This is a genomic window from Pseudomonas sp. KBS0710 (assembly GCF_005938045.2).
GTDB lineage: Bacteria > Pseudomonadota > Gammaproteobacteria > Pseudomonadales > Pseudomonadaceae > Aquipseudomonas.
Genome location: NZ_VCCF02000001.1, coordinates 4,572,749 through 4,590,750 on the forward strand (window position 1 = coordinate 4,572,749; position 18,002 = coordinate 4,590,750).

The 18,002-nt window shown below is 58.7% G+C and carries 5 protein-coding genes; 3 read left to right on the forward strand and 2 right to left on the reverse strand.

From position 1 onward, the window contains the following. The first annotated feature begins 147 nt into the window (after positions 1 to 147). The 3 genes from FFI16_RS20980 (at position 148) to FFI16_RS20990 (ending at position 16,721) form a co-directional block, all read left to right on the forward strand. Positions 148 to 4,998, forward strand: coding sequence for a dermonecrotic toxin domain-containing protein (locus FFI16_RS20980; protein ID WP_138816668.1), 4,851 nt, complete (start codon positions 148 to 150; stop codon positions 4,996 to 4,998). Positions 4,999 to 5,133: 135 nt separating this feature from the next. Then, on the forward strand, positions 5,134 to 11,379 hold the full coding sequence (locus FFI16_RS20985; protein WP_138816669.1) for a membrane-targeted effector domain-containing toxin: 6,246 nt from the start codon (positions 5,134 to 5,136) through the stop codon (positions 11,377 to 11,379). A gap of 161 nt (positions 11,380 to 11,540) precedes the next feature. Continuing rightward, complete coding sequence (locus FFI16_RS20990) at positions 11,541 to 16,721, forward strand: dermonecrotic toxin domain-containing protein (RefSeq protein WP_138816670.1); 5,181 nt, start codon at positions 11,541 to 11,543, stop codon at positions 16,719 to 16,721. On the opposite strand, the gene FFI16_RS20995 is transcribed toward FFI16_RS20990, so the two are convergent. Together FFI16_RS20995 and FFI16_RS21000 are read right to left on the reverse strand one after the other, a co-directional pair. Continuing rightward, positions 16,722 to 17,204 (reverse strand): CS1 type fimbrial major subunit, encoded by a 483-nt coding sequence (locus FFI16_RS20995; protein ID WP_138816671.1) that lies wholly within the window; start codon positions 17,202 to 17,204, stop codon positions 16,722 to 16,724. It lies immediately after the preceding gene. Positions 17,205 to 17,209: 5 nt separating this feature from the next. Continuing rightward, positions 17,210 to 17,968 carry a molecular chaperone gene (locus FFI16_RS21000; RefSeq protein WP_138816672.1) on the reverse strand — a complete coding sequence of 253 codons (759 nt, stop codon included), beginning with the start codon at positions 17,966 to 17,968 and terminating at the stop codon, positions 17,210 to 17,212. Positions 17,969 to 18,002 lie beyond the last annotated feature (34 nt).

An 18,002-nucleotide genomic window follows, 5' to 3' on the forward strand; every position in this document is an offset into this window, starting at 1 on the left:
GCCAAAATCTCGGCTGAATGCAGAGATGAAAGGCCCATGCAATGGTTATGTATGGCCGCCCCTTTAGCCTGGGGAAGTAGTGTAGGTCGAGTCGATTGTTCGATTCACATGGGGTGCCGTCACCCTATCTCTACAGGAAACCAGGTTATGTCGTCACTTACCCTTCCGCCAGCCGAAGACCTGCTACATCGGTTACCGGCATGTCTCACCGCCATTGAACATCTGCTCGATGCCCAACCGGACTTCGCCACGCTGATGGCTGGCCATTTGCGCCAGGCACTGGCCAACCTTGTGCCCGGTACCCCGCTTGATCCCGATGCAGTATTCCTGAACGAGTACGTGTACGACCCCCCGACAACGGACATTCCAGGCCGCCTCGAACCCAAGCCCCGTGTCACCCGAACGCGTAACCTGACCCAGGTTCTGCAAGAGGCTATTGCCACCGGAAAAATACCGACCGAGCAGGCCAAGGAACCGCAAACCGGCATAGTCGAGCAGGCCGTGGGCTTCTACACACGCGCTCACGACACGGGTCGCGACGGCGAAATATCCGCGCTTGAGGTCACGGCCTTCAATCAACTGATCAGCAACCTGCACCATGACAGCCTGGCATTTTACGCGCGCAGGCTCGATGTGTTCTGGGCGTCTACCCAGGCAACCACCGGTGCGCTGAGTGTGTTGGAGGCCATCAGTCAAAAACAACGCGAAGTGTTTGTGCTTGAGTCGGACCTGAAAACCCACGACGCCCTGCAAGAGGTCACAAAGGCCGAGCAGGCGTTGCAGAAAAAACCCACGGACACTCAAGCACTGGAGAACGTTGCCGCAGCCAAGGCCCACCTGAAGATGCACACCGAAGGCCGGCAGTTGATCGACAACCTGGTGCGCCATGAGACCTCGGGCACTGCCACACGGCCACAGGTGGTGGCGATCACCCTGTATTCAACAGGCCAGCCCGAATGGTCGGCGGCGCTGAACGGCTGCTTCGTACTCACCGAACAATTGCACGGGACGCGTCCGGCGGTGCTCTACACCCCGCAATTCGGGGTTGAGGTATTCGAGCATTTCTCCACCCTGGAGAACACCCTGCGCAGACGCCTGGTGACGGGGGCCGATAAAAGCCGGCTGCTTGTCAACATTGCGTTCAGCCAGCGGCACCTTGTCGATGAAGGATTACGCAGTGGGCAGAACTTGCGCTACACACCGATTACCGGCCCTGTATTCAGCACGTGCCTGCAAGCCCAGCGTGACCAGCAAGATGCCGATATCGACCAAGCCTTCAGCGCCACCCCTACCACGTTTGAGACCTTGGCGAGCGCACTGAGCGAGGCCCTGGCACTGCCGCTCAAAGGTAGCCCGAGCTTGTGCGCCCGCCTGCCTGCGCCGGTAGACCCAATGACCTTGCCCGCCCTCGCCCACACCCCGCCAGACCCTGAACAACAGGCGCAGTTGATACAGCTTTGGAACTCACTCAACCAGCAGATCGAATACGTACTGGCCCCAGACAAACACCCTTCGCTGGAGGGCGTGTTCTCAGCCCTGCTCAAGGAGACCTTCCCGCAACTGGCCCACGAAACCAAACCTGTCAATTTGTATGTCAACCGCTACCGCACCGACAGCGACGGCCAGCGCCATTTTGAATCCTCGCAAACCTTGTTGGAGGCGCTTTGCACCTTATTGTGCTGGGAAGATGAACCCCAGGAACAAGCGAGCCACACCGAAGGCGTCTTCAGCAGCGCCACGGCTTTCAGCGCTGCCGACCAGATCCCCTACATCGGCACACTGACGGCCCTGGCGGAGGCCCTGCTGGCCAAGTTGACCGCACACATCACCACTTACTGGCAGACGCCCATAGCGCCTGAACTGGCCTGCCCACAGGCCAGGCTGATAGAGGTGCACCGTCAAGCCCTGGAGGTGCAGGCGCGCCTGGGTATGGCCGACAATACCTTGAGCCCGCAGGCCAAACGGCTGATTGATCAGGTGCTGCAATGCCCGACCCAGGCCCGTCGTGAAGCCCGCTTCAGCCACGGAAACCGGCCAGGGGTGTATCAATTAACACTGAACACCGGTGACGCAGAGGGTGTACGCCTGCCCGGCAGCTTCGTCCTGACCTCCAGCGATGACTCCCGCCCGGTACGTCCCCATTGGCCCTACGGGCACAAAAACCTCAGTACCCATAAAGCTGGAGCGGGTACGGTAGTGCTGTACACCCCGAGCCAGGGCTTTGAAGAATTTGCCACCCTGCAAACACTGCATGACACCCTCAAGGCACGCATCGATACCGGTGACGACACGGGCAAGTTACTGATCGCCAGCTTGCCGCTGCTGGTACTGCGCGGCAAAACCGGGTTATGGGGCAGTGACCTGCGCACCACCTTTGCACCGATAGCCAGTGATTTTGTCGCCGACAGCATTCAAGCATTACTGGACAAGCAGCAGTCTGATATCGAAGCCATCCTGGGCCTGAGCGAGGGTGAACCGGACCCCCAGAGCAACGGCCGTGTAGAACTGGTCGAGCTGTTGGACATGGCAGAGGCCTTTGTGGCACGCAACCAGCGGCTGCTGGAGCGTTGGCGGCCAGACTGGGAAAAGCGCCTGAACCCAGCGGACCAGAAGGCACTGCAAGACCAGCTACGCATCGCAGACGAGAAACAGAACGAACTGAGCAAACACTGGAACGCGCTGATTCCCACACTGGCCGAGTATGCCAGGCAACAGGTGCTGGTGAAGATACGCGCGTTCCAGCCAGACTATCCCACACAGGACATTGACCCGGACCAGACGATGGTCATCCGTACCACGCGAACCCGCATCAGTGGCGGTGCCGGTTTTGCCTCAGTATATGAAACTGTGAGGTCGAGCCCCATAAGCCTGACCAACCTGCTGCTGAAAAACAACAAACCATGGGCCAGGAGCTTATCGTGGACAGAAGACGACACGTTGGAAGCCACCCTGACCACCTCGCAGGGCAACTGGCTACGTGACGCCCAAGGTAAAGCCATCACCGTGGACAAGGAACGCCTCGAACTGTGGGTCAAAGAGCTGAATATCGGTCACGCGTACACCGAGAACGTCCTCAAAAAACACCTCGACCCCCAGACCGAGACGGCCGTGAAAAAAGCCTGGATTGCGAGCCAGGCGGCGACCCTGGACTATGCAACCTTGTTGGCCCGCTTGAGTCCGGATGCCTATAGCACAGTATTGGCCAGTGACCCCGCTCAAAAGAAAGGTGCCGCCTGGATGGCGGCAGTGCTCGCCGCTCCAGACCCCAAGGACCGCCAACCGGTCGACGGGCAGGCAATCATCGCCAATACCCTGATGTTCAATCCCGCCAGCGACGCTCCCGAGGGGCGCGGCGGGCAAACCGTGAACGGCGTTTTGATACTCTCCACCGCCGTCGATGAAATGCGGGTGCTCTATACCCCGCATGCGCCCGACAGCGTGGAGCTCAGGGAAGTCGCCAACGAAGCTGAACTGATCAAACTGATGCGCACCTCAGCCTGGCAGGCTTACCTGCAGGCACGCTTACCCGCCAACACCCGCTTGCTCAATCATCGCCTGACCGCCTACCCGGGCGATGTCCTGGAAGGGCTGTACCGGCAAAACCAGCTGTATTTGCTGGACAAAACCGATACTGAAAGCGTGACCAACGAGGAATTGGCCTACCAGTCCACGCTTAACAAAGTGATGTTCGGCGTTGAAGTCGTGATGACGGTGCTAGGCGGGTTTCCTTGGGGTGGGCACCTGACCTCCTCGGCCTTCCGGTGGATGGGCCGGATGGGCAAAACCACGGTCCAGGCCCTACGCAAAGTGGGGCAAAGCGTTGCAGGGTTGATCGTACGTCGCGCAGGGAAGGGCCAGGTGCTGTTCGAGTTCGCAACAGCCACCACCACGGTCAGTGGAACTGCACGCACCGCCGGTATTGGTATCAAGCCGTTACAGATGCTGCTCAGGCCCGCGAAAAACACGCGCAAGCCCGATCTGACGGCCTATGAGGCAGCCTTCCAACAAGAGTCTCCCGCCCTGGTGGTCAAGGATGGCATTCCCGCCGGCTCGTCTCTGTCCGAAGGCACAGGCATCTATCGCACCACCAGTAATCCCCCCGCCTGGTTGGTCCGCGCCGCCGATGGGCAAGGTAAAGAGCAGGTGTTTCGGATTCAGAATTCGTTCAACCTCTACGACCCCCATGGGCTGGTCGCCCCGGTACTCACCCCTCGCGGTGGGGCCACGTCTTTCAAGCTGCGCAAACTGGCCAACCAGCACTGGGCATTGGACACGCTGAACCGTGTGCCCGGCGGAGGGCCAAAAGTCGACAGCCATTTCACCGCTGCGCTCAGGGATTGGAACACGCACGTCGTTGCCAATGCCCAATCAGGCAACCCGCTGAACCCGGCAGATTTTTTTAAAAACCGAAATGTCGCACACTCGACGTGGAGGATATATGTAAATCAGTACGGGACGATAAACGCGGCAGGGATAGCCAAACTAGCCCCCCCGCCCGCGCAAGGGTACGCAAAGTTTACAGACGCGCTTTTCAACACGTGGTTACAACTCAATGATAAAAGCAGGGCAGCCGCAAACGCCTTTGTAGAGACACATCGTATCAGCCCAACAGTGTGGGCAAGGTACATTGCAAAGAGCGGTGAATTGAGCCCGGTCGGCATAAGCCGACAAATCAGGCTGCTCAAGCGTCCATCGGGAAGGTATGGCAAGATCACGGACCAACATATTCTGGACTGGGACAGGTTGCATCTGCGACCGAAAATCCCGAGAACGACGCCCATCACAAGCGCGGAGGTTACGACATATGCATTTAATAATAACATTCACATAGACTCCTGGCTGACATACGTATCCTCCAGAAACGGCGCCTTCTTCACGAGCACCCGCCATATGACAAGGCGCCTTGAGCGCCTGGGAATTGGAACGCCCTCTACGCCAGCGCCAACAGTCCCTATCGAAACCCCACAGGCAGGTCCCTCCACCCAGCCTCCCGTCTGAACGCCCCTTGGAGCGATAGCTGCCTTGCAAACCTGATTCAGCCCCGAGACAGGGCGCAGCTTCGGTTGGGCCAGGGCGCTCACACCTTGACCCGCACTTTGAATAGTTACCGCCTGCACAACCCGCCCAAACCTCATGCTGATGGTCCACTCCATCAGCATAAGGACAATGCCAATGAGCACGTCGAACACACCAGCAGCATCACCGACGCTTCAAGAAACGCGTACCCACCTGCTTGAAATCGACCCAGAACTGCGCACGCAAACCCAGGAGCCTGTCGCATTACCACCCGAACTGCTTGCGCTGGAAAAACTGAACACTACTCTGATCAGCGCCAATAACGTCCTGCTGGCGCGGTCACGCAGTTTGTTTGAGGCATTGACGCAGGCAGACCTCACCCAAGAAGCCGGCAAAACCTTGCTCGCCCAACTCAGAACCGACTTGAACACCCACCTGCTAGGCCTTGACGAAGTCAGTACAGTGGACAATCAAGGCCGTAAGAGCTACCTCATCCAAACGGCAGGTCTTGGCGCGCTGGAACAGCAGGCCAAGCTCGATGTGCGCGATTACCTGCTGAGCCCCGCCGAACAACGCATGGTTGAAAATTGCTCCCGGGGCCCGGACTATCGACCGGGGATGTATTCGCTCAACTTCAGCTACCAGGATAAAACCGTGGAGTTCGCCGGGGCCTTTGTGCTTACGCGCGAATCCAGCCCAGTCGTAGATAGCCTGACGTCGGGAGAAAACCTCGGCCAGGTCCTGCTGTTCACCCCAAACCGAGGCCTTGAGGCCTTTGACTCGCTGGCGCAACTCGACCAGCGACTCAAGGCGACGCTGGCGTTGCCGGCAGGTCGCGAGGAGTTCTGCCGACACCTGCCGGTGCGTTATCAGGCGCTGGATGTCGACGATATCTGGCCCTTGCAATTGCTGCCCATTGACGGTGAGCCGCTGTTCGAACATACCTGCAACGCGATCATCGACAAGCGCAGCCAGGACATCGAATGGGCGTTGAGCCTGGTTGAAAACCCGCTGCACGACGCAACGCTGCTCAAGTCAGCATTGGACAACGCGGTGACCGCAGCGCTGCCAGACTTGTCGTCACGCTTGGCGTTCAGGCGCCAACAGCTACTCGAACGCAGCGTCTATAACGGCCTGCCGGACTGGTATCGCAACGCGGCAGCGACGGACCAGCAAACCCTGAGTCGTTGCATACAGGACTACAATCAGGCTCGGGCGACCTATATCGAGCTGCTGGGGCCTGTCGCTTCGCCTCAAGCCCTGACGGCTTTCCAGTTGACCGAGTATCTGGACGAAGCGCTGGAAATCCACGACCTGAACCCGTACCACCTGAACATCACCACCCGCCGCAACGTCGCCAATGTCGGCACCTATGAGCAGACCCGTAATCTGGTGCAGTTAAGCTATGACGGGCTGCACACCGGCGACGAATTGCCCGGCTCTGATTTTTTGGCCAACACCACCCTCACCTATGCGAACGCGACACTGCAAGGCGACCATGCCGATCTGAATGCGCAGGGTCTGCTCGACATGCTTCGCGAACCAGGCCTGCAACCGCGCCTGGACTTTGCTGCGCTACAAAAAGAAATGCAGGCCAAGACTGAATTCAAAAAGGCTGCTCGCGACCTGTTTGATCATCGCCTGGTGTTGCTTGCCTTTGTCGCCCGGTTGCGCGGCGACCTGAGCCAGGCAGACCATACCTTGTTCGAAACGTTGCGGGCCGGTACGAACCCGCTCCTGTGCGCACGCACCGTGCTGCTGCATGGTGCGCAACTCAAAGACCTGTGGTTATTGCGCGAGGAAGATGCCAACGGCCAAATCCGGCGTTTGCTGTTGTGCACCCCGGATTCGCCACGCGAGCGACAGTTCCTGGCATTCACCACCGAGCGCGAATGCCAGACGCATATCCTCGGCTGGGCCGATGACAAAACGCGGTTAAAGGGTCGCACCATGAGCGACTACCTGTTGGAACAATGCCCGCTGCGTTTTCGCCCGAAGATGGGCACGTTCCTCGCAGGGCTAGGCTTCAAGCCCGACACAAAGGAACACGAAGAGGTGACATTCGGCCCTGTGTGCTCCCACACGGTCTGCCTGGACGCCATGGTCGTGCATGCGCAAAGCGCTGCGCTGGACGACTACGAATACAGCACCCCGCTGTGGTACCGCTCGGCCCAGGCGGCAGACCGAACCCGTTTGACCAGCCTTGCCGAAGATGCCGCAGGTGCCTTGCGCACCTATAACGCCCTGCCCGATTCTGAAGCCAACTTCATTACCTTCCAGACCTATCTGCACGACCAGGCCAAACTCAGCCTGAATACCCTGCTGGGCCGCCCTCAGAATGATGTCGACCCGGACACCGTATACGTTTCGGCGCCGTGGCCGCTGTTGGGTGGCCTGCCCAAGCCCATCACCTATACCCGGCTGTACAGAGACGGTTACACGGATAACATCGGGTTCATCGACGCGAAATTTTCCACCTCGGCCACGTTCAGCGGGCCGGCGGGCGTCGACCTGAAGCGCCTGACCCCACAGAACGTATCAAGGTCGGTGACCGGTGTATGGATCGGTCAACGCTACACCGACGAAGTGCGCGCCAAATTGCAAAGCCCGAGCAGCCCCGGTTACGCCAAACGGCGCGACGCCAACTTGGCGATTACACAACTGCAGATGAAATACGCGGCGCTCGATTGCTGCCTGCGTGGCCTTATCGCCCGGGTCGACTTGACCTGGCTGGAGCGTGCCATCGACAGCCTTGGCAGCACGGTGGCTGCGACCCGCAGCACTTATCAGGTACATCGCCTGACCATTGACGGCGATTGGGTGATGGGCAACTACCTGTTCAGCCATGCAAGCAACCCGGTTTTGCTCTACACCCCCAACGCCCCCGATGGCATCAGCTTTCGTGAGGCGAAGCTGTTCAACTACTGGCTGAAAAAAGTCGACGGCGTGTCGGATTACCTGCAGGGGCGGGTGCCGGTTCAATCCCAAGTACGGATCGCAACGTTTCTGAAGACTGCCCGCAATGGTTTGCCCGAGACGCTTGACCGTACAACCCCCAGCCCGGCGCGCTATGACCGGACAACCCCCGCCACCACCCTGACCGACCTGCGCAATGACCTCTACAACATGGTGTTGCAGCGAAAAATTGATGATGTGCTTGCCACCACGGTCAATCGCACGGAGATGATCATGGGGGTTCTCTGGACGTGCGTCGAACTGGTCACTGCCATCGCCACCATCCCTTTTCCCGTATTGAGCCTGGGCCTGGGTGGCTTGCTGGCGTTCAAGGACGCGATGCTCGCCATCAGTGCCTACCAACAGGGGGACACGGCCGCCGCCTTGAAACACTACATCGGCTACCTGGCCAATGTGGGCGGCGCGGTGCTGTTTGACTTTCGCCCGGCCCTTAAAGCACTGCCCGTCCGGCCTGTGACCAAGACGCTTAAGCAGGCCACGATGGTCAACGATATCGACCCTGGCATCACTGCCGGAATGAAGCCGGTGATGTTCGATACCCATCAGTTCTGGGTCAAGAACACACCGGATTCTCTGGGACGACATCTGCTGTTTCGTCATGACCCCGTCACCGGGCAAATGCACTCAACAGCCCGTCTGGTGAACCAGAATGCCGATGGCCATTGGGTTCGTTCCGGGGTTGAGGGAGGTGGCCGCAGAAAGACGTATACGCTGCTCCACGAGGAAGTGGGCCAGCCACTGGCGCGCTACGAGATTGCATCCGAGCAAGGCAAGTACTTCAGGTCAGCGCTCAACCTTGAGTATGTGCGCAACGTCACCAACTACTCGGATGACGTCATTGCGCAAGGCGTACGTGAAGGGGCTTATCTTAATTTGAAGCCCCTACGTGAGCGCTACGCCAATCAGGTGAAACACCTGACTGAAGATGCGCAGGCATTTTACGCCTCGCCTCCGGCACGCCCGGACCGTACCGGCTTGCCGGTACTGGCAGCGGACTCCAGCCCGTCTACCGTACTCGCCACCCTGTTCCCGCTCAAGAAACGGCTGATCATTGGCGCATCCAACACCAGCGTAGCCGGTAAGCGGTTACTGATCGATGACATGCAGGCATTGGCGGAGCAAGGGCTAAAACGTGTGTACATTGAAAATCTGCCGGCGGATGTTTTCCGTACCAAACTTAAAATTATCAACGGGGAAGCCGAGGGTGAACTCGCTTACGCCTTGAAACGTGTCGAGGACCACCTGAAACGGGTCGACAAAGCGCTGGGGTGGGAAGTGGACGCGCCTTTTACCTATCGCAAACTGATGCTTGAAGCCCACAAGCACAAGGTCGCGATCGACGGCGTTGATGCCTCGAGTTCTTATCAGATGGAGCATGTGCTGGAGCTTTCTGACAAAGAGCGGTTTATCCCGCGCAACAGCCAACTCAGAAACTTCTATTCCCACAAAGCCCTTGCGCAAAACGATCCCGATGATGGCTGGATCGCCCTGGTTGAGCACAATCGCATAGGGAGCACGGACGAAGTGCCGGGCCTGGCCGATTTGCAGGGCGCCATCGCCCTTCGCGTGGATGATGTTCCACCGGGCCAGGTAGAAAGCATCGTGCCTGATACATCTTCCACCCTGCTGTCGCGCAGTGATTACAGGCTGACAATGGCCTCAACTTCACAAGCTGCACCATCGCCCGGCCCCTCAACAGCGGCACAGGTCGCCCCATCACCGTCTCACTTCAGTGAGTTTGATTTGCCCGCAACGTTTAAAGCAGACCTGGACGAAATGGTGCATACACCTAACAGTTTTGACATCGTCTACGGGCCTAGAATGGGACACCCACACCAACCGGCACACCTGGCGTTCAAGCAAACACGCAGTCGCCTGGATGAAGCCGCCAAACGGGCTTTTACCGCATATACCCCACTGCCACGCCCGGCCTTCGCCGACCTCGCCACGGCGACCAGTGAGGAAGCGTTTATCAAACAGCTGTTTACAAAAATACGGGGGCTGGTTATCGGCGAATCCCATCTTGATGCCTCCAGTAAGCAGTTCCTGATCAAATACATGAAGCTGTTGAAGAAGGAAGGCGTCGAGACCTTGTACCTGGAGCACCTGCTCACCGATCTGCATCAGGCAGAGCTGGAGCTTTTCTACCGCACGGGCAAAATGCCGAAAAACCTGAAACGCTATCTGAGAGCGCAAGATGCCGGCCATATGCGCGGTTATACCGGGCCCGACACTTACACCAATGTGGTCAAAGCCGCGAACAAGGCGGGTATTCGGGTGCGTGCGCTCGACTGCACATCCAGCTATTACGTCAAGCGCATGTACGGGGACAAGGCCCGCATGAACCTGTTCAACTATTTCGCCAATGAGGTGATCAAGGCTGACCAACTGGCGCAAGGCCCGCATCGATGGGTAGCGCTTATCGGGGACTCCCACTGTGACACGTACCTGGGTGTTCCGGGCATTGCGCAATTGCAGGATGGGGTCAGCTTGAGGATACGCGATGTTCACCCCACCCGGGCATTGCCGCTGCAGCGGGGAGGATGGACGTTCGTCGAGGGCCAGATTGGCTCCCACGGCACCAAAGCCCTGCGCAGCGACTTCAAATTGCACGTCGGCATTACCGGCATGCCCACGCCGTTTCCCAAACCTGCACCGGACCGCGCCTGGCTGAGAAACGTCGACGATTTCCTGATCGAGCAGCCTTCAGCCACCCAGGCCAATGTGCTCCACCGTTCCGACAGCGGAGCGATTGTGTCCACCCCCATTCAAATTAACGATACGGGGCAGTTTTTTGTCGAGCGGTGGCCGCAGTTGCAGGGCCGGACCTATATGACGTTGGAGAACTTGATGGAACAACTCAAGACAGAGGTGAATCTATCGTCTGTCTCCAAGGCATCCCTGCCAAGCGAACGGCTGACCGTCGCCGGCGAGGTTCTGATCGAGCGGCCCTCAGCGAACCACGCCCATTTGCTCAGCCGCTCGATAACAGGAGAGCTGCAGACCCATCCTATAAAAAGGGACGCTACAGGGCTGTTCTATGTTGAGGATTTTCTGCTGTTGAAAGATAAGCGGTACTTGTCGATAGAAGACTTGCTCGACGCAATCGAATCGGACCCGAGCCTGACCGTCATCCCCAGCAAAATGTCACCGCGCGCTCGGTTGAGAACGGCCGGCGAGTTCCTGGTCCAACGCCGTCCAGGCGGACACATGAACCTGCTGCATCGCTCCAGAACGGGGGATATCGTTTCCAGCCCTATCAGAATGGACGCTTCGGGGCAGTTGTTGATTGATCGTTGGGATGAGCTTAGAGGTACACCCTTCGCGAACGTTGGTGCGTTGATTGAGGCCCTCAAGGGAACGTTGAACATGCGGCCTGCCTTCTGATCGCCTGGCCATTGAGCGTGCATTAACGCCAATCGCCCTCGCCGCGAACCGTGCGTGCGCTGCAAGGGCGATGTAGTGGTTATGTAGGCCAGCCTTCCTGGTCGGGGTGATTAGTGTAGATCGGGTTGATCATCCGACTCTTCATCTAAAGGCACCCCACCATGTTACTCGAACGCCCCTACCTACACGCTGCCAGCCACGCCAGACAGGGTATTCACTTTGACTTTATCCGGCATGCAATTCCGGATTGGCTCAGCACTGCCACGCTGACCCGCGTTCGCGCAGTGCGGGCCGCCAGCCCTTATGTCTATACCCGCCTCAAGGCTGTCGACGCGCCTGCGGACCCTGTCCCGAGAGCATCGATGGACGAATATTGGGCAGCCAGGAACGCCTTGGATGAACAACTCAAATACATGAAGGACGTGTATTCATTCGCCGAGCGCCTGCTCAAAAAAGCCTTACGGGAATACGGCAACGTTGATGTGAGAAACACCTTTATTCGTCTTTATGCCCCCGCCAAGAACAGCTGGTGGGTCATTGGCGTACACAAAGGGGTGACCAGCCGAACCGTGTCGTTGCTGGATGCCGCACTGCATAACTTCAGCGCCAGCGAGCAGTTTGCCGACTATGCGTTCTTGTCCGGCGTCGACGCTCGCAGCCAGCAAAACATCCTGACGCTGACCTCCAGCACCAGTGGTCAACCCCTGACGGCAGTGGGTTTCAAGAACTTGTGCCGCACGCTCGATATCGGTCGGCAATACCAGGCACGATTACTAAGCACCCTGGGTTTCAGCAATCAGGTTCAGGCCGATACCTTACGGCTCAAGGTGATTGCCTGCGACAAAGCCTCGCTTAAATATGCCGCCTGCATCGCCTTTTCACAGCAACACATCAAAGCCGATGCAAGGCGTTTGCTCTTTGATATCGTCGAGGGCAAGCCCACTCCATCCCTGGATGGCATACCGGTGGAGTACTACAACCTGAGCCTGCTGGATGCCCGCTTGAGCGGTGTCCTGGTGATTGCCGCGCCACAAGGCCGCGACAAACACATCGAACGCTTGATTGCCTATATCCCCGAGGACCCGGAGCATCCCTTGAAGGAATACGCCTCGCCGGTCGCGTTCATGAACGAGCTGACGCGCCAACTGCGCGACAGCCCTTCGCCCCCCGATGCAACGGACCAACCGCAGGCCAAGGCCACCTACCGGCAATTCTTCAGTCAATTTATCGACCACAAACAACGCGGGTATTTTTTCGCTGAACTGCAAAGCCGCCTATACAAAGTGCAGTGGCATCAAAAGGCACGCACCGACAGCGGCCCCAGCTGGCAAACACTTGAAGTCGACACGCCGCAGTTGCACTTCAGCGTGCAAAACATCTTTGACGATTACCAGAACCGCCCGCCCTCAGACCACGCCGAACCCGATACGCTGTGGCATTACCTGTACCGGGTCAGACTCAACAAGATCGTCAACGACACCCGGGAAATTGCCGTCACCACCGCCTATGCAGACCGGATGGCACGCTGGGCCTGGTGGGACAACCTGAGCAAGATCCTGTCGGATATCTTTAATGCCGCGCTACTGGTGGTCACCCCGTTCGTGCCGTTCCTGGGCGAGTTGATGCTCGCCTACACCGCCTACCAGGTGGCCAACGATGTGTTCGAAGGTATCGTTGACTGGGCGCAGGGCAAAGGGCTGGAAGCCATCGGTCATGCCATGGAGGTCATGGAGGCGGTGGTGCAGTTGGGGGTTTGGGTGGGGGCCGGCACTCTCGGCCAGACACTCACCCTCAAGCTGTCGCCCTTCGTTGAAGGCCTGCACCCGGTAGAGCTTGCCAGCGGCGAAAAACGCTTGTGGAACCCGGATCTTTCGCCTTACAAACAAAGCATCAGCCTGCCCAAAGGCATCACCCCTGATGCGCAAGGCCTATATCAACATGCGCAAAAACACTGGCTGGCGCATGCTGACAACCACTATCAGGTCACGCCTGACCCGCAACTGCCCTACCACCGCATCGTGCATCCCAGTCGGCCGCACGCCTATCGACCGAAAGTACGCTTCAATGGCAACGGTGCCTGGGTGCATGAAGGCGAACAACCGCGCAGTTGGAACGATGACACGCTGATGCGCCGTATCAGCCCCGCCACCCAGGCGCTCACGACCGAGCAGCTCGAACAGATCCGTATCATCAGTGGCAGCGATCCCGACCATCTACGCCATATGTACGTGCGCAATCAACCGTCCCCGCCGCTGCTGGTAGATACCCTCGAACGCTTTCGCGCCGGCCGGTTTGCCGAAGAATCGGCCCGTAAGATACGCACAGGTCAGCCACTCGATCCGTACTCCTACTGGTTCGAACAGGCCGTCACAGAACTCCCCGGCTGGCCGCCAAACAAAGCCCTGGAAGTGTTTCACAACAGCGACCTGAGCGGCGATTCACGCAAGTACGGCAATGCCACCGCCCTGCCGGCCGACACCCTGACCATCAGCCTGGCCGACGTGATGGCGGCCAAACTGCCGGAGCGGGTATTGGGCTTTCTCGAAGAACAGCAGGTCAATACGTTGCTGGGCGAAACCTTACCCCCGGCACAACGGGCCCAAGCGCTGCGCAATCAATTAGCCAGTTACGTGGATGGCTTTGGCGGCCACATCGCCAACAGTCACTATCAATTGGGCCAAGCCAGCAGCGATCCGCACATAGCCCTGCTGCGCCAGACCTTTCCCGAGCTGCCGCTGAGCAGCGCCAATGCCTTGCTCAAACAGGCATGGCCCGAAGAATTAAAGGCAATGACCGACGAACAGCGCCTGCCCCTGCGCCTTAAAAGCCTGGCTCGAGAACTGAACTTCGACAACCAGGCCAGTCGTGCCGTCGAGGGGCTTTACCCTCCCCGGCAACCGTCGGCACAAAGCGAACGGTTGGTGCTCAACACCCTGCGTTTGCACAGCGACTCATTCAATGGCCTGAAAATCGATATACGTGACAACAGCCCCACCGGCCCCCTGCGCTGCAGCGTCGGGGAAGCCGATGCGCCCCAGACGCGCACCCTGGTGCGTAACGCTCAAGGTAGTTATGAAGTATTCGATGGCGAGTCCAGGTCGCTCAATCACACCGCCGATCTGTACGAGTCTGTGCTCTGGACCCTGGCGCAGGTTCCGGAACGTACCCCACCCTATGCCGCCGATGAAGGTGAACAGTTCAGGCAATGGGTGATCGAGCACAACCAGGCACCGGCCGAGCGACGCCTGGCATTGGCTGAGTCGCCCATAAGCAAGCAGCCCGCACCAGAGGTCGAGGTACTTCTGGGCGGAGGCGCATCGTGCAAAATGAGCCGAACCGACAACTTTGACATGCCACCAAAAACCATTGAGGAGCGCATCAAAGCGCTACTTCCCGCCATTAGCACAGACGGTATTCGACGCTTATCAAACACGCTGGGAACGATTGAAGGTGAGCAAACGCTGACGCAGATGGAGGCGCAAAAAGAGCAGTTGTTCCATCAGCTCGATACCTACATCAAAGGCCCGACCCGCTGGGAAGGCACACCATTGGAGCCAGAAGCGCGCAAGCGTAGGGCGATAATAGCTACGCGCCTTTACGACGGCTGGACCAATGGCCTGACTGTTCACCTGGACGAGAGCTTCGAACACCGTGGCGGCATCGCCCTCGATTTGTTCAACACCAAAATGCCCGATGAACTACCGACCCTTAGCGTGCCGCTGAACCACATCAGCGACGTGGACCTGCGCGGTTGCGATTTTTCAGACCGTCACGCCGCCTTTCTGAACAACTTCCCTCATCTGCGCGATCTGGACCTGAGCAATAACTACCTCACCAAGCTGCCCGAGACCCTCGGCAACCTCAAACGCCTGCGGCGGCTGCACCTGGAAAAAAATGCCCTGGTGCTGGACGACTCAGCCATCGCCACGCTCAAGCGCCTCAAGCGCCTCAAACAACTTGAGATGGCCGGCAACCCATTGGGGCAACCCCCGGATATCAGCCAGATGCCGAACTTGACCTTGCTGAATCTGCGCGACACACAGATCAAGGACTGGCCTGCCGGGCTTGTGGACCAATCCCGCCCGCGGGGTTTTCTACTGGACCTGAGCGAGAATCCGATCACCCAGTTACCGCATGTCAAGCCGGGCTCGGATGATGCCGACATCATCGCCCGTACACGCCTGGACCAGAGCAAACTCACCTCGGACTTTCAAGACTTGCTCGCCGAATACCGCGAGTCCGTGGGGTTGGACCCGCTGCGCTTCTACGCCCCCAAAGGCGAGAGTACGCCCTGGCTCACCTACATCAAGCCTGAAGAGGTTGAACGCCACCGGCAACTCTGGGATGAGATTGAAAAAGAACCGGGCTCCCAGGGCCTGTTTGAAGTGATCAAGTCCCTTGAGGAGCCGGATGCGTTTCAAGCCGAGGAGGACCGCTTGGCCTACCAGAGCAATCACCCTGAACTGAGCCAGAGAGTCTGGCGCTTGCTCAGAGCAGTGGAAGCCGACAGCGAACTGCGCGAACGCGTGTTCAAGGACGCCCGCTACCCCGGGTTGTGCCCCGACGCCGGCGCGTTGATTTTTCAGAAACTGGGCGTCGAAGTCCTCGTCAGCGAAGCCTATCGGACCAGCACATCACCGGCGGAACTTGAGGCCAGGCTGGTGGTATTGGCCCGCGGAGCCGCTCGCGATGCTTACATGGGCAAAGCCATTGGTGAAGATATCGCCCACCGCCTCAAACCCAAAGAACAGGGCGGGCTCGGTCAGCGCCTCTGGTCGCAGGTCGTCGACGGCGAGCATGGAGAGATCGATGAGGCCGGCATTCACCTGGCCTATCGCAGCACACTGGCAGACCGACTGGATCTACCGTGGCTATCGACCCATATGACCTACCGTACACTCGCTGACGTGACCCCCGAGCAGATCGAGAAAGTTGCCAGCGCAGTAGCCAGGCAGGAAGAAGGTGACGGGCTGGTCAACCAGATGCTGCTGGACAACCGCTGGGAGCTTTACCTCGAGCAGCATAACCCCATCGCCCGCTGGAACAACGACACCACCTTTGACCTGAAGTACGCCCAGCTCGATGACCTGCAAGCGCTGCAACAAAACTACGCAGACTCACAAGACCTGCCTGAGACCGATCTGGAACCCCAGCGGGAAAAACTGCGCAGCCTGGCACAGGCGCTGGGCTTGGACGAAAGCAGCGTGTTATCCGGTAACCCCATGAGCTCGACACTGTACAACACGACGCTCAACGAGTTGGGATACCGTCACAAACAGTGGCTGCGGGACCTGACCCGCGAAGCGTTGAACCGCGCGGGGACACGTAAAAACCGGACTTGATCAAGGCGCCGGAAAATCAAACAGCAGGTGCACCGTGCCGTAATAATCGCCGCCCTTGTAACCGTCCTCCGGTTCAATGGCGGCGATTTCCAGTTCGGCACGCCGACCTGCACGCGCTTCATCTGCGCTGAGTACCAGAGTCGAATCCAGCGTCAACGGCACCCGGTTGAACAGCACCTGCAAGTCGATGCGGTTGCGGCCACTTAACAGGTAGGGTGTATCGCCGAGCCGCGCCGCCACGCCGCCGTTGATGTTTTTCACATCGAAGTGCTTGCGCAAACGACCCAACCGGGCAGTCGCCAGGTCCCAGGCCAGCACCTGGTCCTGCCCCATCCAGTCGGGTTCAGAGGGCAGCACATAAGCCTCATGGATCGGGATGGTCACTGACACATCAAAACTGTGCCGCTCCTGGAACGCCCACGCCTGCCCGCCCAGAGACACAGGCGCAATCAATGCGGCCAGTACCGTCAGTTGCTTGAACATAGTCATCACCCGTTACTGTTGACCGACATCGGTTTTTTGCTGCGGCCTTCGATCAACTGGAAGTTGAACTGGCGTTCCGGCTTTTTCTCGAGCGCCAACTGGCGACCGGGCAAGATGTGGTGCTTGGTGGTGGCCTCACAGTCAGTCTTTTTCGCCACCGCACAATTGCGGAACTCATCGAGCACCACCACACTGTTGCCCGCATTACGCAGGGTGTATTGGCTGGCAGTCTCGCTGATCTGTGTATCGAAACGGGTGTCCTTGGGCCTGACGAAAAACACCGTGCCGTAGCCCGCCATGACATTGACCCCGGCCGCCAGCGCGTCCTTGTACTCGGCGCGCTCTTGATCGGTCACGGCAAAGTCATCTTCCTTTTCCGGTACCACCGGGATAAAGCGCACGCGAAAGTAACGCTCGGTGTCGCGCTCGCCCATGTACAGCAAACGTGTGCCCTGGCGCCCGCCTGCTGGCACGATCAGCCGCGCCGGACTGGCCATCAGGCCGTCACGATTGGTGGCGCTGCCCTTGGCATCGGTCATCGAGGCAACGGGCACTTCCCTGGAGGTGCCGTCGGCGTTGTAGACGATCTCCAGCACATTGACCTTGATAAAAGCGGTGCTGGTGCCGCCGTTGTAGACCCGCTTGAGGTAAGAACTGCGATCGCTGTCCAGATAGTCATAGACCACCCCGACGTTGATCGCCGGCCCCGCATGGGCACCCAACGACATCAGGAACAGTCCCACCGCTAACACTGCATGTTTCATGTTTGATTACGCCTTGTTGATTGAACCCAGCCCA